This window comes from Dactylosporangium aurantiacum, from assembly GCF_000716715.1.
GTDB classification, from domain to species: domain Bacteria; phylum Actinomycetota; class Actinomycetes; order Mycobacteriales; family Micromonosporaceae; genus Dactylosporangium; species Dactylosporangium aurantiacum.
In genome coordinates this window covers 1-21,589 of sequence record NZ_JNYJ01000015.1, presented here as the reverse complement: position 1 = coordinate 21,589, position 21,589 = coordinate 1, and the positions used below count along the sequence as shown (strand labels likewise).

At 73.0% G+C, this 21,589-nt stretch carries 21 protein-coding genes and 2 pseudogenes; 12 read left to right on the top strand and 11 right to left on the bottom strand.

Going from position 1 to position 21,589, the window contains the following annotated elements; all coding sequences use genetic code 11:
• Window positions 1-14 precede the first annotated feature (14 nt).
• Window positions 15-980, top strand: coding sequence for a DNA polymerase domain-containing protein (locus OP18_RS18600; RefSeq protein ID WP_033360327.1), 966 nt, complete (start codon window positions 15-17; stop codon window positions 978-980).
• Complete coding sequence (locus tag OP18_RS18595; protein ID WP_033360218.1) at window positions 980-1,522, top strand: GrpB family protein; 543 nt, start codon at window positions 980-982, stop codon at window positions 1,520-1,522. Before OP18_RS18600 ends, OP18_RS18595 begins: the two co-directional genes overlap by 1 nt.
• Before the next feature lie 23 nt (window positions 1,523-1,545).
• Here the strand turns inward: OP18_RS18595 and OP18_RS18590 are convergent, their stop codons facing one another.
• Both OP18_RS18590 and OP18_RS18585 read right to left on the bottom strand, forming a co-directional pair.
• Window positions 1,546-1,974: a VOC family protein gene (locus OP18_RS18590; RefSeq protein WP_033360217.1), complete on the bottom strand. Its 429-nt coding sequence runs from the start codon at window positions 1,972-1,974 to the stop codon at window positions 1,546-1,548.
• 10 nt (window positions 1,975-1,984) lie between these two features.
• On the bottom strand, window positions 1,985-2,422 hold the full coding sequence (locus OP18_RS18585) for a helix-turn-helix transcriptional regulator (protein WP_033360216.1): 438 nt from the start codon (window positions 2,420-2,422) through the stop codon (window positions 1,985-1,987).
• Window positions 2,423-2,609: 187 nt separating this feature from the next.
• Between OP18_RS18585 and OP18_RS18580 the strand changes: the two genes are divergently transcribed.
• The gene (locus tag OP18_RS18580; RefSeq protein ID WP_245635435.1) at window positions 2,610-3,476 is read left to right on the top strand and encodes a polysaccharide deacetylase family protein; all 867 of its coding nucleotides are present in this window, start codon (window positions 2,610-2,612) and stop codon (window positions 3,474-3,476) included.
• A gap of 13 nt (window positions 3,477-3,489) precedes the next feature.
• Here OP18_RS18580 and OP18_RS18575 read toward each other — a convergent pair whose 3' ends face one another.
• The 3 genes from OP18_RS18575 to OP18_RS18565 all read right to left on the bottom strand — a co-directional run bounded on the left by OP18_RS18575 (window position 3,490) and on the right by OP18_RS18565 (window position 4,922).
• On the bottom strand, window positions 3,490-3,996 hold the full coding sequence (locus OP18_RS18575; RefSeq protein ID WP_033360214.1) for a metallophosphoesterase family protein: 507 nt from the start codon (window positions 3,994-3,996) through the stop codon (window positions 3,490-3,492).
• 80 nt (window positions 3,997-4,076) lie between these two features.
• Window positions 4,077-4,475 (bottom strand): RDD family protein, encoded by a 399-nt coding sequence (locus OP18_RS18570; RefSeq protein ID WP_081970874.1) that lies wholly within the window; start codon window positions 4,473-4,475, stop codon window positions 4,077-4,079.
• Between the two features lie 45 nt (window positions 4,476-4,520).
• The gene (locus OP18_RS18565) at window positions 4,521-4,922 is read right to left on the bottom strand and encodes a DUF2752 domain-containing protein (RefSeq protein ID WP_245635434.1); all 402 of its coding nucleotides are present in this window, start codon (window positions 4,920-4,922) and stop codon (window positions 4,521-4,523) included.
• A 397-nt stretch (window positions 4,923-5,319) separates the two neighbouring features.
• Between OP18_RS18565 and OP18_RS18560 the strand changes: the two genes are divergently transcribed.
• The 4 genes from OP18_RS18560 (at window position 5,320) to OP18_RS18545 (ending at window position 9,704) form a co-directional block, all read left to right on the top strand.
• Window positions 5,320-6,213, top strand: a complete 894-nt coding sequence (locus OP18_RS18560) for an ABC transporter ATP-binding protein (RefSeq protein WP_033360213.1) — start codon at window positions 5,320-5,322, stop codon at window positions 6,211-6,213.
• Entirely contained in the window at window positions 6,210-6,932 is a 723-nt protein-coding gene (locus OP18_RS18555; RefSeq protein WP_033360212.1) for an ABC transporter permease, read from the top strand. Before OP18_RS18560 ends, OP18_RS18555 begins: the two co-directional genes overlap by 4 nt.
• A gap of 155 nt (window positions 6,933-7,087) precedes the next feature.
• Window positions 7,088-8,353, top strand: a complete 1,266-nt coding sequence (locus OP18_RS18550) for a sensor histidine kinase (protein ID WP_052386924.1) — start codon at window positions 7,088-7,090, stop codon at window positions 8,351-8,353.
• A 148-nt stretch (window positions 8,354-8,501) separates the two neighbouring features.
• The gene (locus tag OP18_RS18545; protein ID WP_245635433.1) at window positions 8,502-9,704 is read left to right on the top strand and encodes an aminoglycoside phosphotransferase family protein; all 1,203 of its coding nucleotides are present in this window, start codon (window positions 8,502-8,504) and stop codon (window positions 9,702-9,704) included.
• Between the two features lie 57 nt (window positions 9,705-9,761).
• Here OP18_RS18545 and OP18_RS18540 read toward each other — a convergent pair whose 3' ends face one another.
• Complete coding sequence (locus OP18_RS18540) at window positions 9,762-10,883, bottom strand: FAD-dependent monooxygenase (protein WP_033360211.1); 1,122 nt, start codon at window positions 10,881-10,883, stop codon at window positions 9,762-9,764.
• 75 nt (window positions 10,884-10,958) lie between these two features.
• Between OP18_RS18540 and OP18_RS18535 the strand changes: the two genes are divergently transcribed.
• Together OP18_RS18535 and OP18_RS18530 are read left to right on the top strand one after the other, a co-directional pair.
• Complete coding sequence (locus OP18_RS18535) at window positions 10,959-11,567, top strand: TetR/AcrR family transcriptional regulator (protein ID WP_033360322.1); 609 nt, start codon at window positions 10,959-10,961, stop codon at window positions 11,565-11,567.
• 852 nt (window positions 11,568-12,419) lie between these two features.
• On the top strand, window positions 12,420-12,605 hold the full coding sequence (locus OP18_RS18530; protein WP_033360210.1) for an antitoxin: 186 nt from the start codon (window positions 12,420-12,422) through the stop codon (window positions 12,603-12,605).
• Here OP18_RS18530 and OP18_RS18525 read toward each other — a convergent pair.
• The gene (locus OP18_RS18525; RefSeq protein ID WP_033360209.1) at window positions 12,602-13,108 is read right to left on the bottom strand and encodes a DUF1360 domain-containing protein; all 507 of its coding nucleotides are present in this window, start codon (window positions 13,106-13,108) and stop codon (window positions 12,602-12,604) included. The two genes, OP18_RS18530 and OP18_RS18525, sit on opposite strands and share 4 nt — an antisense overlap.
• A gap of 140 nt (window positions 13,109-13,248) precedes the next feature.
• On the opposite strand from OP18_RS18525, the gene OP18_RS18520 reads away from it, so the two are divergent.
• Window positions 13,249-15,099: a DEAD/DEAH box helicase gene (locus OP18_RS18520; protein WP_052386923.1), complete on the top strand. Its 1,851-nt coding sequence runs from the start codon at window positions 13,249-13,251 to the stop codon at window positions 15,097-15,099.
• Between the two features lie 73 nt (window positions 15,100-15,172).
• Here OP18_RS18520 and OP18_RS18515 read toward each other — a convergent pair whose 3' ends face one another.
• Together OP18_RS18515 and OP18_RS18510 are read right to left on the bottom strand one after the other, a co-directional pair.
• On the bottom strand, window positions 15,173-15,574 hold the full coding sequence (locus tag OP18_RS18515; protein WP_033360208.1) for a hypothetical protein: 402 nt from the start codon (window positions 15,572-15,574) through the stop codon (window positions 15,173-15,175).
• 5 nt (window positions 15,575-15,579) lie between these two features.
• Window positions 15,580-15,996 carry a hypothetical protein gene (locus OP18_RS18510; protein ID WP_033360207.1) on the bottom strand — a complete coding sequence of 139 codons (417 nt, stop codon included), beginning with the start codon at window positions 15,994-15,996 and terminating at the stop codon, window positions 15,580-15,582.
• Window positions 15,997-16,140: 144 nt separating this feature from the next.
• On the opposite strand from OP18_RS18510, the gene OP18_RS18505 reads away from it, so the two are divergent.
• Entirely contained in the window at window positions 16,141-16,689 is a 549-nt protein-coding gene (locus OP18_RS18505) for an EAL domain-containing protein (RefSeq protein WP_033360206.1), read from the top strand.
• On the opposite strand, the pseudogene OP18_RS62325 reads toward OP18_RS18505, so the two are convergent.
• A pseudogene (locus OP18_RS62325) lies at window positions 16,611-17,210 on the bottom strand (cellulose-binding protein); the annotation flags it as partial. The gene OP18_RS18505 and the pseudogene OP18_RS62325 overlap by 79 nt on opposite strands.
• Before the next feature lie 174 nt (window positions 17,211-17,384).
• Window positions 17,385-18,473, bottom strand: a pseudogene (locus tag OP18_RS60635) (lytic polysaccharide monooxygenase auxiliary activity family 9 protein); the annotation flags it as partial.
• A 190-nt stretch (window positions 18,474-18,663) separates the two neighbouring features.
• On the opposite strand from OP18_RS60635, the gene OP18_RS18495 reads away from it, so the two are divergent.
• The gene (locus tag OP18_RS18495) at window positions 18,664-21,507 is read left to right on the top strand and encodes a hypothetical protein (protein ID WP_033360205.1); all 2,844 of its coding nucleotides are present in this window, start codon (window positions 18,664-18,666) and stop codon (window positions 21,505-21,507) included.
• The last annotated feature ends 82 nt before the right edge of the window (window positions 21,508-21,589 follow it).

Here is a 21,589-nt window from a genome sequence, read left to right as displayed (position 1 = left end):
GTTACGGTGTGACGGTGAGCGCAGCCGATGAGGAGCGCGACGGGGTCGCGTTGACGAACCTCGACCAGCAGCTGTTCGACGATGCCGGGGCGAGCAAACGCGACCTGGTCGACTACCTCGACGCCGTCCGCGACCGGATCATCCCCGTGCTGCGCGGCAGACCGCTGTCGGTGGTGCGGATGCTGCGCGGGCAGCAGCCGTTCATGCAGAAGAACCTGCCGAAATACACGCCGGACTGGGTGCCGCGGGTGACCGTGTGGGCGGAGTCGTCGAAGCGCAACGTCACCTACGGACTGTGCGAGGACCGGCGGACGCTGCTGTGGTTCGCCAACCAGCGGGCCATCGAGTTTCACCCCACCCTCGCCAAGGTGCCGGACTTCGCACACACCACCCACATGATCCTCGACCTGGACCCGCCGGCCCCTGACGCCTTCGGCCTGGCCGTCGGCGCGGCGAGGCTGGTCCGCGCCGTGCTGCGCGACCTGGGCATGGACAGCGCCGTGAAGACCAGCGGCGCCAAGGGGCTGCACGTGTTCGTGCCGATCGACGCCCACGCGCCGATGGAGGACATCGCCGCCGCGACCCGAGCCGTGGCCGCCAGGGCCGCGCGGCTCGACCCGGACCTCGCCACCACCGCGTTCATCCGCGAGGACCGCGAGGGCAAGGTCTTCCTCGATCCGACCAGGGTCGGCGGGGCGACCGTCGTCGCCGCGTACAGCCCACGGCTGCGGCCGGGCATGCCCGTGTCGTTTCCGCTGTCGTGGGACGACCTCGACGACGTCACGCCGGCCGACTTCACCATCCACACGGTGCCCGGGCTGCTCGGCGACACCGACCCGTGGGCCGCGCGCATGCCGGCGCCGCAACGGCTCGACGCTGGGCTCATCGCCGAGGGGCACACGATCCCCGTGCCTCGTGTCCAGGCGATGCATGAGGGTAAACGACGTGCCAAGGCCAAACGGGAAGCAGAGAACGCCTGATGTCGATCGTCCTCGACGCGCCCCGGGACGAGTGGGCCGCGCGCGGCCTCGCCCTCGCCGCCCGTCTCCGGCACGACCTCGGGCCCGCCGCGGTGCGGGTCGAGCACATCGGCAGCACGTCGATCCCGGGGATGCCGGCCAAGCCGGTGATCGACCTGCAGGTCAGCGTCCTGGACCTCGAAGCGCCGTTGGACGGGCCGCTCGAGGCGCTCGGCCTGTCGCGGCGACCCTACGTGCAGGACCATGTGCCCGCCGGACGCACCGACGACCCCGGCCGCTGGGCGAAGCGGTTGTGGAGCGGGCCAGGGGTCAACCTGCACGTGCGGCTCGCCGGATCGCCGAACGAGCGGCTGGCGCTGCTGTTTCGAGACTGGTTCCGCGCGAACCCGGCGGCGGTCCCGGCCTACGGGGCGTTCAAGGCGGCCCTCGCCGGCGCCGTCGACGACATCGGGGTCTACAGCGACGTCAAGGATCCCGTCGTCGACCTGGTGATCGTCGTGGCGGAGGAATGGGCGGCGGCGACCGGGTGGTCGGTCAGCTGAGCGCCGGCCGGCAGGCGGGCCGGTCATGTGAAGTCCTCCGGCGTGAAGGCGCGCGGCTCGACCAGCACCAGCCAGTTGCCGGTGTTGTCGCGCATGACGGCCTCCACCCCATAGGGCCGGTCCGAGGGCTCCTGCAGGAACGTCACGCCCTGGCCGGACAGCTCCGCGAACGCCTTGTGGCAGTCGTCGACCCGTAACCCGAGGCCGCCCATCTGGCCCTTCTCCAGCTGCCGGCGCACGAACGCGGCCGCCTCCTCGTCCAGCGGCGGCCCGGGGACCATCAGTGTCACCTCGAGCTCCGGCTGGTTCGGGTGGCCGATCGTCAGCCACCGGAGACCCTCACCCATCGTCACATCGGTGCGGACCTCGAAACCGAGCAGATTGACATAGAAGTCACGGGCTTTGTCCTGGTCAAGGCAGTAGATGGTGACCAGCGAGATGTTGGTAATCATGCGAGCGACGTTACTGAACGTCAGCCCTGGGAGGCTTCTTCGAAATTGCGCCGTTGGGCAGGACCCCGTTCATGAAGAGGAAGCAGCCGGGGATGTGCGCGGTGCTGTGGGCCCAGCGGTCCCGGTATGCGGTCGGGCTCATCCCCACGACCGCGGTGAACCGGGACGAGAACGAGCCGAGGCTGCTGAACCCGACCGTCATGCAGATCTCGGTGACGGTCAGGTTCGCCGAGCGCAGCAGGTCCTGGGCGCGCTCGATGCGCCGGCGGGTGAGATAGCGCATCGGCGTCTCACCGTACGCCGACTCGAAGCAGCGCACGAAGTGGTACTTGGACACCCGCGCGACGGCCGCGACGGCGTCGAGGTCGAGCGGCTCGCGATAATGGCGGTCGAGGTGGTCACGGGCCCGGCGCAGGTGCGCGAGCAACTGGACCGGCACCGCCGTCATGGCACTCACCCGGGCACTGTAACGCCGGCGCGGACCACAATCACCCGATGCATTCACACACTCGCGGTCTGTTACGGGGGATGTGAAACGTGCCCCGATTCGGCTAGGTTGGCCGGGCATTGCGTTTTGCGGCTCGTCGTCCAGGTGAGGAGTGCTCAGGGTGTCCCGACGCAGGACCATGGTGGCAGTGCTGGTCACCTCCATGCTCGCCCTCACGGCGTGCGGGTCCGACGGGTCCAAGAAGGACCACTCGGCAGCCCTGCCCGCCACCGGAGGCCCGACCGTGACAGCGTCCGCGGACCCGGCACAGCCGACCGTGAGCGCGTCGCCGTCGGCCGGTCCGTCCGCGTCGAAGGCGCCTTCCGGGAAGCCCTCGCCGAAGCCGAGCGCCTCTACGGTGAAGGGCCCCGAGGGCACGTTCGTGATCCGCCCGCCCGGCACCGGCCACGGCGCCGCCGGCTCGCAGAGCCGCACCGGGTCCACCACGGTCGCGTTGACGTTCGACGACGGGCCCGACCCCGTCAACACCCCGAAGATCCTGGACCTGCTGCGGGACAACGGCGTGAAGGCCACCTTCTGCCTGGTCGGCTTCCGCGCCCGGGACAATCCGGACCTGGTGCGCCGCATCGCGGCCGAGGGGCACACCCTGTGCAACCACTCCTGGCAGCACCTGACGGACCTGGCGAAGAAGGAGCCCAGCTACATCGACTGGGACCTCAAGCGCACCAACGAGGTCATCCGCGCCGCCGCCGGCCCCGACGTCCCGATCAGGTACTTCCGCGCCCCCGGCGGCAACTTCACCCCCGGCCTGATCGCGAAGGCGAAGGACATGGGGATGGCGTCGATCTACTGGGACGTCGACCCGGCGGACTGGAACCACTCGAAGGACGCCAACGACGAGGCCCACATCAAGCGGGTCATCGCCGAGGTGAAGCGGCAGGTCAGGCAGGGCTCGATCATCCTGTCCCACGACAACAAGCAACCCGACACGATCGTTGCCTACCAGACGCTGATCCCGTTCCTGAAGCAGTACTTCACGCTCGAGGCGCTCTGAGCCGGTCGCGGGTTCAGGCGCCCGGGCGCGGCACCTGGTGCAGCACGACGTCGGTAAGCGTCCCGTGTACCAGGTCAGCGGTCATGAACGTGGCGAAGGGCTGCCGGCGGCGGTCGGTCGGCGAGCCCGGGTTGAGCAGCCGCAGGCCGCCCGGGGTCGTGGTGTCCCATGGCACGTGGGAGTGGCCGAAGACGAGGAGTTCCCGGTCCGGGAAGCGTGCCTCGCACCGCCGCTCGCGCCCGGTCGCCGGGCCGGTCTCGTGGACGACGGCGATCCGCACCCCGTCGAGCTCCACGTCGGCGACCTCGGGCAGCCGCGCCCGCAGCGGGGGGCCGTCGTTGTTGCCGTACACGCCGATGAGCAACGACGAGCGAGCCTCCAGGCGATCCAGGAAGGCCTCGTCGACCCAGTCGCCCGCGTGAATGACGACGTCGGCGGCCTCGACCGCCGCCCAGACCAGCGGCGGCAGATCCTTGGCACGCTTGGGGACGTGGGTGTCGGCGACGAGCACGAGCCTCATCGGTGCAACGCTAGCCGGACATGGCGCCGCCCGTGGCGGACCGCACGACGGCGGGTCCCACCACGGGCGGCGGAGGCGAGTTACGCCTTGGTGACGACGGTGCCCACGATCTTGTCGCCCAGCGTCTGCTTCTTCGCGTCCCAGAGCGGGAAGAGCCAGCCGATGTAGCAGATGATGCTGTCGACGATGTGCGCGATGTCGCGAACGAACGCCATACCCGCGCCGATCGGCTGGCCGGTCTGCTCCTTGACCAGGTACAGGCCCAGGGCCTTCTTGCCCAGGCTCTGGCCCTTGCCGCCGAGGATCCAGCGGTTGTACACGATGTAGCCGAAGCCGAGCAGGGCGAACACGAAGTAGATCGGGCCGAGGCCGCCGTCGTCGGTACGGCCGGCGACGCTGCCGATGCCGAACAGGATCCACGCGGGGATGTAGTCGACGATGAAGGCGCCGACGCGCACGGGCCATGTTGCGAGGTTCATGGAACTCCTTGACGAGAAACGTGGGGGTGGTGCAACACTTCCGGCTCAGGAGACCCCGAGCCGGTGCAACTGGAAGACCCAGCTCATGGCTGCCGCCACGAGCATGAGCCAGCCCATGCGTGACCGGGCCCTGCTGGACCACGGCACCGGCGCGCCGACCACGCCGAGCTGGCGCAGCAGGAGCAGCGGCACCGCCACGGCGGTGACCGCCGCGACGCCCAGGATGGCCGGGTTCGCCGCCGCAGAGGCCGCGACGTGACCGTGCACCAGTTCGACCGCGGCGGTGGTCAGACCGCAGGCCGGGCACGGGACGCCGGTGAACGTGCGCAGCAGACACGGCGCACCGAGACCGGTGGATGCCGTGAACATCGGCCAGAACGCCGCGGCTACCGCGATGCCGGCGCCGAGGGCGCCGATACGTTCGGGGACGGACAGCTGCTTGCGCACGTGACCTGCTCGATCGACGGTATGGGACCGCGATCGTATGGCACGGGATCAGCCGCTCACCACCCCGTTAGGTCATCCGAACGACCGGTATCCTCGGCGAACCCGGTGACAGAAACGGCTGCATACCAGTACACACCGGGGCGAAAGCATCGTCGGCGCAACGATATCGATACGAAGTCTTTGCCGAACGGACGCCCAATTCCGGGCTCACCGACCACCGTAGCTCGCGTTGGACGGCCGGCGTCGGTTGCTCCTCAGCCGCCGCTCAGCCTCGGCTCCGGTGGGCCGCCGCTCGGCCCCGCCGAGCCGGTCGGCCGCCGACGCATGACATCCGTCATGGGGGCGCCGGTGACGGCACACAGATCCGCCGGAGTGGATACCCGGCGATGCTCTTCCCATGACGAACGCAGCTGTCCAGTTGACCGGCCTGACGAAACGGTTCGGTGCCCTCACCGCCGTGGACGGGCTGGACCTCACGATCCGCCGGGGCGAGGTCGTCGCGCTGCTCGGCCCGAACGGCGCCGGCAAGTCCACGACCATCGACATGCTCCTCGGGCTCCTGCGCCCCGACGAGGGCACGGTCCTGCTCGACGGGCAGGCACCGGCCAAGGCGATCGCCAAGGGCACCGTCGGCGCGCTGCTGCAGAGCGGCGGCCTGCTGCCGGACCTGACTGCCGGTGAGACGGTGCGCCTCACCGCCGCCCTGCAGCAGCGGTCGCGGCCGGTGCGGGAGGTGCTGGAGCGCGCCGGCGTGGCCGAGTTCGCCAACCAGCGCGTCGGTGGCCTGTCAGGCGGGCAGCAGCAACGGATCCGCTTCGCGATGGCCCTCGTCGCCGACCCCGACCTGCTGGTGCTGGACGAGCCGACGACCGGCATGGACGTCGAGACGCGCCGCGGCTTCTGGACCACGATGCGGCAGGAGACCGCGCAGGGCCGCACGGTCCTGTTCGCCACCCACTATCTCGACGAGGCCGACGCGTACGCCGACCGCATCGTCCTGCTGCGCGCCGGACAGGTCATCGCCGACGGCACCGCCGCCCAGATCAAGGCCGCCGTCACCGGTCGCACGATCCGCGCCACCCTGCCCGGCGCCGACCTGGTCGGCCTGGCCGCCCTGCCCGGCGTCGACCGGGTCGAGACCCGCGGCGACGTCGTCATGCTGCACTGCGACGACTCCGACACCGCCCTGCGGTCTCTGCTCGGCACCACCGACGCGCGCGACGTCGAAGTCACCGCGCGCAACCTCGAAGACGCCTTCATCGCCCTCACCGCAGCCGGGAGCAGCAAGTGAACACCACGTACCTCCGCATGGAGATCGTCCGCCTGGTCCGCAACAAGCGGGTCGTCATCTTCTCGATGCTCATGCCGGCCCTGCTGCTGCTCATCATCGGCGGCGTCTCCGTCGGCAACGACCCCGACGCCAAGAAGTACGTCATGGTGAGCATGGCCCTCTTCGGTGCCATGACCGCCGCCCTCACCAGCGGCAGCACGATCGCCGTCGAGCGCGGCCTGGGCTGGAACCGCACCCTGCGCCTCACTCCCCTCTCCCCCGGCGGATACGTCATCAACAAGGTCATCGTCGCGCTGCTGGTCGCGGTCCCGCCGGCGCTCGTCACGTTCCTCGTCGGAGCGGTCGGTCTGCATGTACGGCTCACCGCGGCCGAGTGGGTGCTGTGCTTCGTCGGCGCCTGGCTGTCGGCGCTGCCCTTCGCCGCCCTCGGCGTCGTCATCGGGTACCTCGCCAAGCCCGACGGCGTGCAGCAGGTCACGGCGCTGCTCAACCTGACCCTCGCCGCCTTCGGCGGACTCTGGGTCCCGGTCGAGATCATGCCGGACTTCATGCAGCAGATCGCGAAACTGACCCCGTCGTACTGGACCGGCGAGGTCGCCCGCAGCCCACTCGACCACGGCCACGTCGACGTCCAGGCGATCCTTGTCCTCGGCGGGTGGACCGTCGCGCTGGCACTGGTGGCGCTGCGCCGGTTCCGCGTCGACACCGCCCGGGCCTGAGCGTCGGTACCGTGTCGGACATGAGCGCCCCGGACCGCCGAACCGGGACCGGGCCGTCGGACGGTCCGGTCCCGGGCCACGGCGGCCCTGCGCCGCGGGGCGGAAGCTCCTCTTGGCGGGACGGCGGCGCCGACCGAAGCCCGGCGTGCGGCGACATGGAACAGGGCTTCCCGGGCGGCGCCGCGCAGCACCACTCGCGCGGCGCCGGCCAGGAGCACGGCGACAGCCAGGAACACGGCGACGGCCCGGAGCACGGCGGAGGGAACGACATGAGCAAGGCGACCGGCCGCCGGCCCCCACTCAGGATGTTCTGGATGTGGGCGGCGGTCTGGCTCTTCTACATGGCACGCCCGATCGCCGACGCGTGGCACCGGCCCGAGATCTGGGAGCGAGCCGTCGGGCTCGCCGCTGCCGCCGGGTTCTGCGTGGTCTACGTGCTGTCGTTCGCGGCGGCCCGCACCGCTGTGAAACGCACCGGCGCGACCATGCGGCTGCCGCAGGCGCTGCTCCGCCTCGGGGCGATGCTCGCCCTGGCGACCGTGCTGACCCTCGTCGTCGGCGAGTCCGGGCTGACGTCGCTGGTGTACATCGGCGTGATGGCCGTGTTCACCCTCGATCAGCGCCTCGCGTGGACCGTCGTGGTCGCCGCCGCCGCGTGCGCGGTCACCCTGCCGAAGATCGTGCCGGGCTGGGACGGCGGCATCGACCTCACGTTCGCCGTGCTCGTCGCCGCGCTCGCCGTGTGGGGCGTGACCAGGGTCGTGCAACGCAACGCCCAGCTCGCCGAGGCCCGCGAGGAGATCACGCAGCTGGCCGTCGCCGCCGAACGCAACCGCTTCGCTCGCGACCTGCACGACCTGCTCGGGCACTCCCTCACCGTCGTGTCGGTGAAGAGCGAGCTCGCCGCCCGGCTGGTCCGCCTCGCCCCCGAGCGCGCCGAGGCCGAGCTCGCCGACATCCAGCGCCTGGTCCGGGAGGCGCTCGTCGACGTGCGGGCCGCCGTTTCCGGGTACCGCGAGATGTCGCTGGCCACGGAGCTCGCGTCGGCCCGCAGCGCGTTGGACGCCGCCGGCATCGAGGCCGAGGTGCCGCTGACCGCCGAGGCCGCGGACCCGGACCGGCAGCAGCTGTTCGCCTGGGTGGTCAGGGAGGGCGTCACCAACGTGATCCGCCACAGCGAGGCGAAGCACTGCTGGATCCGCCTCGAGCACGCCGCCGTCGAGATCAGCGACGACGGGCGCGGGCCGACGGGCCGGTCTCGTCCGACCCAGTCCGCCGCCGATCACCTCACGGACCATCCCTCCGGTCAGCTCGCCGGTCACGGGCTCGCCGGTCTCCGTGAACGCGTCGACGCCGCCGGCGGCACCCTGACCATCGGCAACCGCGACGGCGGCGGCTTCGTCCTGCGCGCCACCACCTGACCAGCACCGCCCGGCAACGACATCCACCCGGCCGCGTCGCTCGTCGGCCGGGTGCGCGGGCGAATCGGGCAGACGGTGTGGACCGGCCGGCGCGGGCGACTCCCAAATCTGCTTGCCGGGCGCATGCGGGAGGGGCACGCTGCGGCACGTGGACAACGAGCCGCCCTCGCACCAGCCACCCCGGCGCCCGACCACGGACGGCCTGCGACCGGCGGCCGCGGACGGGGTGTCCCGGGGTCCCGACCCGGACGACGCGTCCCGGCCTCCCGACCCGGGCGACGCGTCCCGGCTTCCCGGCTCGGGCGACGCGTCCCGGCTTCCCGACTCGGGCGACGCGTCCCGGCCTCCCGGCTCGGACGACATGACCGGGGCGGCGCCCGCGGCGCGGTCACGGCCGCCGGTGGTCCCGGGAGCGCCACGGCCCGACAAGCTCACGGTCGGGGCGGGGATCGCGGCGGCGCTGCCGGCGACGGTGCGGGCGAAGGCCGAGGCCGCCGGAGCGCACGACTGGCTGCGGGGACTGCCGCAGCTCGTCGCCGAAATCCAGGAGGACTGGGCGGTCACGGTGGGGCGGGTGTACGCCGACGCCACGGAAGCCCTCGTCGCCGAAGCGACCATGGCCGACGGGTCGCCCGCGGTGCTGAAGCTCATCGTGCCGCGCCTCGGCAACGCGGCCGCCAACGAGATCACGGTGCTGCGGCTGGCCGGCGGCGACGGCTGCGCTCGGCTGCTTCGGCACGACGTCGCCAGGCAGGCGCTGCTGGTGGAGAAGCTCGGCCCGAGCCTGTCCGAGCTGGGGCTGCCCGTCGGCCGGCGGCTCGAGATCCTCTGCGACGTGGCGAGCCGGGTGTGGCGACCGGTGCCGGACGCGGGACTGCCGACGGGGGCTGCGAAGGGCGCGTGGCTCGGCGCCTTCATCACGGATCTGTGGGAGCGGCTCGGCCGGCCCTGCGCCGAACGCACCGTCACCCATGCCCTGGCCTGCGCCGAGCGCAGGGTCGCCGCCCACGACGACGAACGCGCGGTCCTCGTCCACGGCGACGTCCACCAGTGGAACACGCTGCGCGGCGCGGACGGCTTCCGGCTCGTCGACCCCGACGGGCTGCTCGCCGAACCCGAATACGACCTGGGGGTCCTGATGCGTGAGGACCCGGTCGAGCTGATGGCGGCCGATCCGCGCGACCGGTCGCGCTGGCTCGCCGCCCGCACGGGCCTGGACGAGACCGCGGTCTGGGAGTGGGGTGTCGTCGAACGGGTCTCCACCGGCCTCGTCCTCACCCAGGTCGGTCTCCAGCCGGTGGCGACCCAGATGCTCGCCGCCGCCGACGCCATCGCCGCGATGTCCACCTGACGCTCCCTCCGCCGTCGCTGCCGGTCCCCGGTGCATGCCGGTCGTCACTGCGTGGGGTCAGCCGTGCGCGAGCAGCACCCGGGCGGCGACGTTGCGGGTGGCGATGCCGAGTCTCGTCTTCGGGATGAGCATTGCCGTGGCGATGCCAGCTCCGCGCTGCTTGGCGTCGGTGTGGGTGCGGTGGGCCTTCTCGTACGCCGCGAACGCCGACGCGTGATCCGTCCGGCTCGCTGCGAGGGCGGCGGCGAGGGTGTGCGCGCCGGCCATCGCGAGGCTGGAGCCGTCGCCGAACAACGACACACATGATGCCGCGTCGCCGAGCAGGGTCACCCGGCCGCGCGACCATGACGGCAGGCGGACCTGGCTGACCGAGTCGAAGTACAGGTCGGTGGTCGCCTGCACCTGCTCGAGCAGCTGCGGCACGCGCCAGCCGGCGCCCGCATAGGCCTGCGTGACGATGCGCTTGTGCTGGGCCGTGTCGCGGTGGTCGAACCCGTCGACCATCGGGCCGCGGAAGATGAACGCGGCCATCGCCCGGCCCGTGGACGGATGGATCGACACGAGCCGGCCCGGCGTGTTGTGCATCAGCACGTCGTGCGGGTGGTCGCTCGGCCCGTCCAGCGGCATGGTCGCCACCCAGACCCCCATGTGCCGCACGAAGTCCGGCTCGGGGCCGAAGACGAGACGGCGCACGGTGGAGTGCAGCCCGTCGGCGCCGACGAGGAGGTCGAAGCGGCGCGGGGCGGCCCGCTCGAACATGACGTCGACGCCGCCGCCGTCCTGCCGCACCGACGTGACCGTGTCGTCCCACAGCAGCTCGGCGTCGTCGCGGGCGGCCTTCTGCAGGATCGCGGCCAGGTCGCCGCGGGGCAGCTCGACCTCACGGTTGCCCGCCGCGCTCTTCGAGGTGGGCATGGGCATGCGCCGGGCGGGGCGCCCTTTGCCGTCGATGACGAGCATCGAGGTCGCGTGGGTCGCGGCCGCGCGCAGCTCGGCCATGATGCCCAGCTCCTCGGCGACCGGCAGGGCCGGCCCGCGCACGTCGACCGGGTTGCCGCTGGAGCGCAGCCCGCGGGCCCGCTCCACCACCGTGGGACGGAACCCGTGGCGGGCCAGGAAATGGGCGAGCGTCGGGCCCGCCACGCCGGCGCCGGAGATGAGGACCGTGGGAGGAGTCATGCCCAAGACTATAGCTGCATCGAGTGCAGAAACGCAATGAGTGTGAGTTGACACTTGATGCGGTACGATGGCGGCATGAACCTGCGTGACCGCAAGCGCGCTCGGGTGCGGCAGGCCCTTGTCGACGCCGCGACGGAGCTGTTCGAGCGCGACGGCTATGAGCGCACGACCGTGGCCGACATCGCGGCGGCCGCCGACATCGGCACGCGCACGTTCTTCAGTTACTTCGCGAGCAAGGAGGAGCTGCTCTTCCCGGAGAGCGACCACCGGGTCCAGGCGACCGTCGACGCGATCGCCGCGCGCGACCCCGAGGACTCGCCGGTCGAGGTGCTGGTCCGCGCGCTGTACCTGACCGGTGTCGACAACGACGACCTGACCGACCGGCTGGCGGCGTTACGGTTACGGCTGATCCGCGAGGTGCCGGCAGTGCGCGGGCGGGCACTGCAGATCCAGCTGGACGCGCAGCAGCAGATCGCGGCGCACCTGGCGGAGGCGTTCCCGGACCAACTGGACAAGGTGACGGCGGGGGCGATGGTGGGGGCGTTCGTCGGTGCGGTGACGGGGGCGGTGCAGGTGGTCATGGAGGACCTGCCGGAGCATCACAATCCGAAGGAGATGCGGGCCGCGGTGGAGGAGGCGACCAGCGTGGCGTTACGGCCGTGGATGGCGCAGCGAGCGCGCTGAGTGCCACCGGGCGGGACTCGGTGCCGGAGAGGATGCGCCAGGACTTCGGCGGATGGTTGGCGTACTGGAGGGCAGGAGCTGGACAGCGCCGGGATCGGAGGCTGGCTGGTCACGAGCGCTGGCAGCTGAGGGCGTTCGACGGTGTTGGCGGGCCGCGAGCCGGGATTGCGCCCTCAGGTAGGGAGCCGGAGGGCGCCGCCGACCTGGAGCGGGACGCGCCGGGCAACCCTGGAGCAGAACGCGCCCGGGCGCTGGGCAGACGTGGGGCAGGACGCCCTGGGCGCTGGACAAGCGTGGAGCAGGACGCGCCGGGCGCTGGGCAGGCGTAGAGCAGGACGCGCCGGGCGCTGGACAGGCGTAGAGCAGGACGCGCCGGGCGCTGGGCAGGCGTAGAGAGCAGGACGCGCCGCGGGCTGGCAAGTGCTCAGCACCGGACAGCAGCCGGCCGACAGAACGCTCGGAGTTGCGCGCCGCCCTCGACCTGTGGCGCGGCGACGCGCCCGGCGACACGGTACAAGCCGCGTCGAGCTGGGAAGACGCCCGAAGCTGGACGACGCCCGGAGCCGGGATAGGCGCTCCAAGGGCGCCAGCCCAAGCGGGAAGACGCTCCCAGCTGGGAAGGCACTCCCAGCGGGAAAGGCGCTCCCAGCGGGAAAGGCGCTCCCAGCCGGAAAGACGCTCCGGGCCGGCAAGACGCTGGAGAAACACCCTCCGCACGCGTATTGCCCGTCTCGCACCGTCCGGGTGACCTGACACGAGGTGTCCGGCATGATCGTGGCAAGGTGGCAAAGGACCCGCACCCTCGCAGCAGCCGCGAGGGCGGTGGCAGACCGGACACAAAGGGGACGGACAGTGAACAGCTTCTTCGACCGCGTGAAGGACCTCGCGGACCAGCACGACGACAAGGTCGACGCGGCCCTGGAGAAGGTCGGCGACCTCGTCGACGACAAGACCGGCGGCAAGCACACCGAGCACATCGACAAGGCGGTCGACGCCGCTCAGCAGCACACCGGTGAGGGCGACACGACCAGGAGCTAGCCGGCGGCCTTCTTCGCCGCGGCGTACGCCAGGTGCAGGAAGTCGGCGCCGGCGATCGCGCTCGCCACGCCCATCCCGAAGCGGGTCAGCCGCGGGGCGAACACGAGGCCGGCGCCGAGGCCGGAGGCGACCCAGACGGCGGTGCAGAAGGGGCAGGTCAGCAGCTCGCCGAGGGCGTGCTGGACGCCGTGGCCGCGGGGGCTCTCGTTGAGCTCGGCGGAGCCGGCCGCGCTCTCGAACTGGGTGACCGGGGCGCGCAGCGGGCTGGTGATGGCGTCCTTGGTGATGAGCCGCGACACCTTGTGCGTCGAGATGGCCAGCAGGGCCAGGTCGGCGGCCGGCGGGCGCTCCGGGAGCCGCTTGCCCGTGAGTTTGGCAACACCTGCCGCGGTCGCCACGGCGGCGGTGAAGACGGCCATGACCGTCGCGTACCCGCGCAACGGGCGGCTGTCGGGCGCCTTCCGCGAGTACTCCTCCGCGGTGCGAACATCGATGCGTGCCATAGCAGCCCGGCTACCCGTACCGTCCGAGCGGCAAACCAGGTGATCGTCTCGGGTACGATGACCCTGCACCGTCGGCCCCCGCGCCGCGACCACCACCGTCAGCGCCGGGCGGGACGACCCCTCAGACGTTCGGAGACTTCATGGCGGTCCGCCGCCTCATCCCTGCATCCACCTCGGCGACCTTCGCCGACCTCGGTGTCCCCGCGCCGCTCGTCGCGGTGCTCGCCGCCAATGGCGTGACCGCGCCGTTCCCGATCCAGACGGCCACGATGCCCGATGCGATCGCCGGGCGGGACGTCCTCGGTCGGGGCCGCACCGGCTCCGGCAAGACGTACGCGTTCGTGCTGCCCGTGCTGATCCGGCTCGCCGAGAGCCGGGCCCGCAACCCGCGCCGGCCGGGCCGGCCCAGGGCGCTGGTGCTGGTGCCGACCCGTGAGCTCGCGACGCAGGTCGAGGCCGCGATGGCGCCGCTGGCGCAGGCGTTGTCGCTGCGGACGCAGGTCGTGTTCGGCGGGGTCGGGGCCAACCCGCAGATCGCCGCGCTGCGCGCCGGGGTGGACGTCCTCGTCGCCTGCCCCGGCCGGCTCGACGACCACGTGCGGTCCGGTCACGCCCGCCTCGACGACATCGAGGTCACCGTCCTGGACGAGGCCGACCACATGGCCGACCTGGGCTTCCTGCCGGTGGTGCGCCGGCTGCTGGACGCGACGCCCGCCGACGCGCAGCGGCTGCTGTTCTCCGCGACCCTCGACGCCGGGGTGGACGTGCTCGTCCGGCGCTACCTGAACGACCCGGTGACGCACAGTGTCGACCCGGTCACGGCACCGCCGGTCGACATGACCCACCACGTGCTGCACCTGCGTGACGAGGACCGGTTCCAGGTGCTGGTCGAGCTGACCGCGGCGCCCGGGCGCACGGTCGTGTTCACGCGGACGAAGCGCGGCGCCAAGACCCTGGCCCGCAAGCTCGTCGCCGCCGGGGTGCCGGCCGTTGAGCTGCACGGGAACCTGGCGCAGAACGCCCGCGACCGCAACCTGACCGCGTTCTCCGACGGCAGCGCCCGCACGCTCGTCGCCACGGACATCGCCGCCCGGGGCATCCACGTCGACGACGTGGCGCTGGTGATCCACGCCGACCCGCCGGCGGAGCACAAGGCGTACCTGCACCGCTCGGGCCGCACCGCACGGGCCGGCGCCAGCGGCACCGTCGTCACGCTGATGACCGACAAGCAGACCGGTGACGTGCGGCAGCTGGCCCGGGAGGCCGGGATCAAGCCGACGATCACCAAGCTGCGCCCCGGTGACTCGCTGCTGACCGAGCTGGCCCCGGGTGAGCGCACGTTCCACGAGCCGCCCGCCGAGCCGGTGACCGTGCCGCGGCAGGGCCGTGCCCGGGTCCCCGCCGGCGACGACGAGGCGCCCCGGGCCACCGGCCGCCGCTCGGGCCGCCGCAGGGGTGCCGCGGCAGCCACCGGAAGCGCCGTCAGCGGCCACGGTACGACCACCGCCACCGACACCCGCCGCGCCCCGACGACCGCCGCACCGGCCACCACCGGCCGACGCGCCGCGACCGGCACGACGGACGCCGCCCGGCGCGGCACCGCAGCGGCCGGCGCAGGCACCGCGGCGGGCACCGGAGCAGGTGCCGGCGGGCGGTCCGACGGCGGGGCCCGTCGCGGCCAGCCGGCGGAGAGCACCGCCCGGCGCGGCACCGAGCAGGGCACCGCTGCCCGCCGACCGGCGGAGGGCACCACCGAGTCCACCGGCGGCGGCCGTCCCCGCCGGCGGCGGCCGTCCAACCAGCGGGAAGGTCAGCGCCAGCCGTCCACGGCCGGTGGCGCCGGGACCACCGGCGGGAGCACGGCCAAGGCCGGCGGCACGGCCAAGGCGGGCGGCGTGGCCAAGACGGGCGGCGCGGCAGCGACCGGCCGCCCGTCCGGCGCCGCGGCGTTCTCGTCCCAGACGAGGGTCGGCCGCCGCGGCGGCAGGTAACAGCGCACCACAGCAGCAGGACAGACGAGAACGACCCGGCGGATCCGCCGGGTCGTTCGCATTGTCAGCAGGCTCAGACGGGCATGCCCCATCGCACCAGCACCCGCTCGGCCCGGTGCGGGTCGACCTTCACCGAGACCCGCTGGCCGATCCCCGCCTGCGCCGAGGCGTGCAGCGGCAGCATCGACTCGACGGTCACCGGGTACGGCGGCATGCCGTTCACCTCGACCAGCAGGTTCAGCCGCACCAGCGGCACCATGTTGATCCGCGTGCCGGTGTCCACCAGCGCGAGGATCGTCGCCGCGCCCGGCGTGCCGGTCTGCTCCAGCTGCAGGTCGGCGGTCTGCGCCTGCATGCTGTGCTGCGCCTGCTGCATCGCGGCCATGCCGGCCCGCATCTGCGCGGCGGGGTCGTAGTTGGCGTCGATCGCCCGGGCCTGCTGGTTCAGCCTGCGGAGGTCACCGAAGAGGCCCATCGGGGTCAGACCTGCCCGAACACGTTGCCGTAGTGCACGGCGAGCTGGGTGTCGCCACGCATGCGGGCCGGCCAGCCGGTGGCGGCCTCGTTCCACGCCTCGGCGGAGACGCCGAAGGACTGCGCCTTGAGGATCAGGCCGTCGACGTTGAGGCCCTCCTGGGAGGCGGCCTTGGAGATGCGCGCGTACATGGTCAGGTCGACGCCCGCGATCGGGGCCAGCCGCGGGTCGTCGGCGGCGATGCCGGTCGCGACGGGGGCGCCGTAGGCGTTGGCGGCGCTGTAGTTCTGCATGCCGTACGCGGCCTGCTGCTGGGCGGCGTAGGCCTGAGCGGCGGCGCTGGTCTGCTGCGCCTGGGCGATCATGTCCGGGGCGGCGGCCGCGACGTTGCGCATGTCCTTGAACTGCTTGAAAAGACCCATGACTCCCTCATTCGCATCGTTGTCGTGAATGACGGTAGGGATCCGGTTCAGCGCGCAGCGTCAGGAACGCGATCAATGCAGTGTCACGTAACCGCAGAACGCTCATGAGCGCGCCGGCGCCGCCGATGCTGTTGCGCGCCGGTCGTGGACCTCGGCACCGGCGACCGGGTCGGTGCGGAGGCGCTGAGCCGCTTCCCCGCCGCCTGGGACCCGCTGGCCGGCCTGCCGCTGGACCGGGTCGTGCTGGAGCGGTCGGAGCACCAGCGGGTCGAGGACTACGACACGCTCAAGGGGGCCTGGCGCCGCTGCGCGGCGGTGGGATGCGGCCGGCGGTCGACGACGTCGGCGCCGGGTTCTCCTCGTTGCGGCACATCGTGCCCACCCAGCCGGACGTCATCGAGCTCGACCGCAGCATCCACCGGGGTCGGCGCGGACCCGGTGCTGCGCGTGCTCATCAGGTCGCTGGTCGACCTGGCCGGCGCGTGCGGCACCGCGGTCGTCGCGGAGGGGGTGGAGACCGAGGCCGACGCGCTCGCGCTCGCCGGCCTCGGTGTGCACCACGGTCAGGGCTGGTTCTTCGGGCGCCCTGCCGCCCCGTCGGCGCTGCGGGCCAGTTACGCGCCCGAGCAGCCGATCCTGGACGCGCCGAGGGCCACGTCGTCGAACCAGAGGGTGTCGTCGCCGACGCCGTAGCTCTCCCAGCCGAGCCGCAGGTCGGACACCCGCGGCTGCCAGGTCCGTGCCAGCCACTGCTGGTCGATGTCGGCCGTCGGTACCCCGTCGACCTGCAGGCCCGGCACGGCGGCGCCGTTCAGCCAGGTCGACAGGAGCCCGCGGCCGTCCACCATGAACTCCACGCAGTTCCACTGCCCGGTGGGCAGCGGGCGGCTCTGCGCGACGCCGGCCGGGCTCTGCGCCGGCAGGGTCGCGTCGTCGGACTCACGGTTCCACTGCAGGGCGCTGTTCTGCCCGCCGAGGCGCAGGTCCTTGCCGTCCGCGTTGTCCTTCAGCGCGGCGAACGCCACGTGCGCCTCCGGCAGGGCCGTGGAGTGACGGACGTAGAACCGCCCGTACCACACGGAGCCCAGCCCGCTGAGGTCCTTGGTGGGCTTCACGTAGACGTGGTTGCAGTACCCGGCGCGGCCGTTGACCCGCAGCGACTTCGTGCCGCTGTGGGTGACCTCGGTGTCCACCGTGGCCTGCCCGGTGCCCGAGCAGTTGGCGTTGCTCACCGTCCAGGCGCCGGAGACCGGGCCGGCGGCCTGGCTCTCGAACCCGTCACAGAACGCGCTGCTGGTGCACGTCTGCGCCGGCGGCGGGCCGGACGAGGAGACCGGCGGCGGCGACGCCGACGACGGCCCCGGCCCCGGCGAGGTCGGGGTCTGCCCGTTGGCGGCGCAGGTGAGCTGCGGTGTGGCGGTGGCGCCGTTGGCCAGGAAGCCGAACGAGGTGCTGCCGCCGGCCGGCACCGTGCCGTTCCACGCCACGTTGGTCGCGGTGACGGCGGTGCCCGACTGGCTCACCTGGGCGTTCCAGCCCTGGGTCAGCTGCTGCCCGCCGGGCCAGTTCCACCCGACGCGCCAGCCGGTGACCGGTGCGGTGCCGGTGTTGGCGATCGTCACCTGTCCCTGGAAGCCGCCCTGCCAGTAGCTGGTGGTCTGGTACGTGGCGGTGCAGCCCGCGTTGCCGGCGGGAGGCGGCCCGCTGGAGGACGCGGACGCCGACGGCGACCCCGGCACGGACGCCGACGTCGACGGGCCCGGGCCGCTGGTGCCGACGCCGGTCACCTCGCCGTGGCCGCCGTCGAACATGACGTCGGAGCAGCCGTAGAACGTCTCGGTACTGTCCGAGCGCGACCACACCGAGTAGATGATGTGCCGGCCGGACTTGCCCGACGGCAGGCGCCCCGTCCAGTAGTAGTGCCCGTCGTTGGTGCCGGGCTGGCCGACCTGTGCCGGGTTCGTCACCTGCAGGAAGGGCGTGGACTCCAGGTCCGACCAGCCGAACTGCCGGGTCGGGTCGAAGCCGTCCTTGGTGACGTACAGCGAGAACGTGCCCGGGTGCGCAGCCCAGTTACTGTAGTCGAACTCCATCGAGGCGCCCGACGTGAGGTGGGTCAGCGGCCAGTCCGAGCGGTTCAGGTCGAAGCCCGAGAAGTCGTACACGGTCGCGTTGCCGCTGCAGAGCTTGCCGTCGGGGATGAACCCGACGGTGCGCCCGGCGCCGTCGGAGCGCAGCATCGCGAACCAGTTGTACAACGAGTTCGTCCCGCTCTGCGCGACCGCGGCGGCGCACGCGGGGTTCTTCGGCTGGATCGCGCCGGTGCCGTTGAGCCCGTCCTTCCAGCACAGATACGTCCGGCTGCCCGGCACCATCATGGCGCCGTGCGCGGCTGCCGGGTCCGCCGCGATGACCACCGTGCCCGCCCCGACCGTCGCCGCCGCGAGCCAGAGCGCGAGTCTTCGTCGTCGATTCATGGAACCTCTCTCCCCAAGACATGCAACTTGGTGGATTGCACGATGGGTGACCGGCACCTGGCAACGAACCGGCGACCGGAGGACGCATCGACGCTGGACAGCCGTGAAACATTCACCGGATGGTCGGACATTTCGATACTTCAGGTGAACCGCTCGCGTCGGAGACGTGCGATCCTCGATGCTTACCGCCATGTCGAGCACCGGACCCGCCGCGGTCCTTGAAGCGGCGGAGCTGTGCTCTGTCGTCGGCGACCACGCCGACGCCGCACACCTCCTGGCGGAGGCCCTGATCACGGGCCCTGCCGACCCTGCGCTGCTGCACGCGCTCGCCGACGCGCAGTTCGCGGTCGGCTGGGACGGCTGCGCGCTCGCCCTGCTCGCCGAGGCCCAGCGCGTCGCGCCTGGCGACGTGACGGTGGCCGCCAGCCGCAACCACCGCCTGCGCGAGCACGGCCGCTTCGCCGAGGCCCTCACCGCGCTCGACACCCTGCCCGCCGGCAGCGGCTGGACGCCGGTCCTGCGGGCCGGCACGTACGCCGCGATGAGCCTGCCGGTCCTCGCCGCCGAGTCCGACCCGGGCGGCGACCGGCGCGGGCTGTGGTGGCGCACCGGCGGTCCGCTGCGGCTCCTGCGCGCCCGGCGCCGCCGCCGCGAGCAGGAGCAGCTCACCGCCGTCCTCGACGCCGCCGGACACGCCGCGCCGGCCCGGGTCGACATCCCGGCCCTGCTCACCCGCATCGTCAACGGCACCGCCCAGGACCGTGACGCGCTCGCCGCCGTCCGGGCCGCCGACGAGCACCTCGACGCCGAGCGGCGGGGCGAGGCAGCGGCGGTGCTCGCCGGTGCGCTGCGCCGCGACGCCACCCATCCCCTGCTGTTGCGGCACGCGGCGCGGGTCGCCGAGTCGCTCGACCGGCACGCGGTCGCGCTCGCCCTGTACTGCCGGCTCGCGGTCGACCCGAGCCCGATCGAGGTCCTCGGCGGGCAGGCGGAGCTGCTGATCCGGCTGCACCGGCTGCCGGAGGCGGTGCGGCTCGTCGAGACCCTCCCGGCCGAGACCGCCCGCGCCGCCGACCTGCGCCGGGTCGTGGCGTCCGCGTACCACGAGGCCGGGCTGCCCGCCGCGGCCGACAGCGCCACCGGCCGGGACGGGATCGCGGCCGACTGGCACCGGTCGCTGTGGTGGCGCACCGGCGGCCCCCTGCCTGCGCTGCGGCGGCGGGCGCTGCGGCGCGACGAGGCGGTGACCGCCGGGTGGACGGCGCGGCCGGTCGAGGAGCTGCTGGCCCCCCTGGCGGCGGTCGACGCCGCGGACCTCATGGACGCCGCCGCCCGCGCCGCGGCGGTCCTGGACCGGGCCCGGCGGGCCGACGAGGGCGACAGCCCGGCGACCACCGTCGACGTCCTGGCCGCGGCGGCCGCCGCCGACCCTGACCCGCAGGTCGTCAAGGAGCTGGCCCTGCAGCTGTCGTTCGCCGACCGGGAGGAGGAGGCGCTCACCTGGCTGGATCGGGTCGCCGCCACGGACCCGGCCGACGTCGACGTCACCGACGGGCGGCTGCTGGCGCTGACGTGGCTGGACCGGACCCGCGACGCGCTGCGCACCCTGGAGGCGCTGCCGCCGGCCGTCCGGGCCGCGCCGGCCATCCGCGCCCGCGAGTCGTTGCTGTACGACCGGATCCTGCTGCGGACCCGGGCCCTGGACGCGCTCGGCCCTGCCGCGACGGTGCCACCCTGGATGCGCGGCAACCACCGCCAGCTCTGGTGGCGCACCGGCGGTCCGCTGTGGATGGTGCGGGACCGGATGCGCCGCACCGACGCCCAGGCCCTGGCGGCCTGGCGGTTCGGGACCGTGCCGCTGCTGTCCACACTGGACAGCCTGGTGCCGTCCGTCACCCCGGCGATGCGCACCCTGGTGGACGGCGGGCGGCTCTACCACGAGACGCTCACCATGCTGTGGGAACGCGCCAACGTGGCGGCCCGGCTCACCGCCGGCTACCTGGCGACCGCGGCCGCCTTCGCCGTGCTCGCCCGGGTCGGCCGGGACACGGTCGGGCTGGACGCCGGCTGGGCGCTGCTCGCCGGCGCGATCGCCGCGGCCCTGGCCTTCCTGGCGCTGCGGCGGTGGCTGTACCAGTACACGCGCGCCGAATCCGGCCGGCTCGTCGTCACCCGGGCGGCGCCGCTGATCATCGGCCTCGCCCTGGCCGGGGCCGCCCTGTACCGGCTCGGCGGCTGGTCCGCCCTCGCCGGCGCCACGCTCGCCGCGCTCGCCGTCATGGCCACGGCCCGGCTCGCCGCCGCGGCCGTGTGGCGGGTCCTGGCCGCCCGGGTGATGCGCCGCGCCGTGCGCGGAGAACCGCGGGTCGCCGCGCTCAGCGAGACCCTCGCCCTGGTGACCGAGCTGCGGGAGACCGCCCGCCGCAACGACCTGCGCTGGCGCCGGTTCTGGCTGGAGCGGCTGGAGCGCATCGCGCTCGCGCTGGAGCACGACCTGCCGGCCACGTTCGGGATCGTCGACCCCGACACCCACCGGCAGCTCGCCGACGGCGGCCGGGGCGCCGCCCGCGCGGTGCGCCAGCTCAAGTTCCTCGTCGCCGCACCCGCCTCCGCCGATGCGTGGCGGCGGGTCGAGGACGTGCTTCGGCACAACACCGCCGCCCTGGCCACCGGCGAGCTGGGCCGGTTGCGCCGGGCCGAGCCGGTCGCCGTCCCGGCGCCCGCGCCGCGCAGCCGCCGCGCGGTCGCGGTCGAGGTGCTGCGCACCGCCGTGTTCGCCGGGCTGCCCCTCGCGGTGGTGTACCTGGCCCAGCCGTGGCTGGCGTTCTCCGAGACGGCGCTGGACTGGGCGAAGGTCGTCGGGCTCGGCTGGGCGCTGCTGTACGTCCTGCTGACCCTCGACCCGACGCTGCGGGACAAGCTCAGCACCGGCCTCGCCCTGGTCACCCTCGGCCAGGGCGGCGGCATCCCGCCCGCCGAGGACCCCGTGGTCGTGGCACGTTCCCGGGATTCGGCGAGGTCGGTGGCTCCGTAGTGTTCTGTGCATCGCAAGGAACACCTACACGAACCACTCACATACAGGGACATGACATGAGCGAGTACGGCGAGATCGAGAC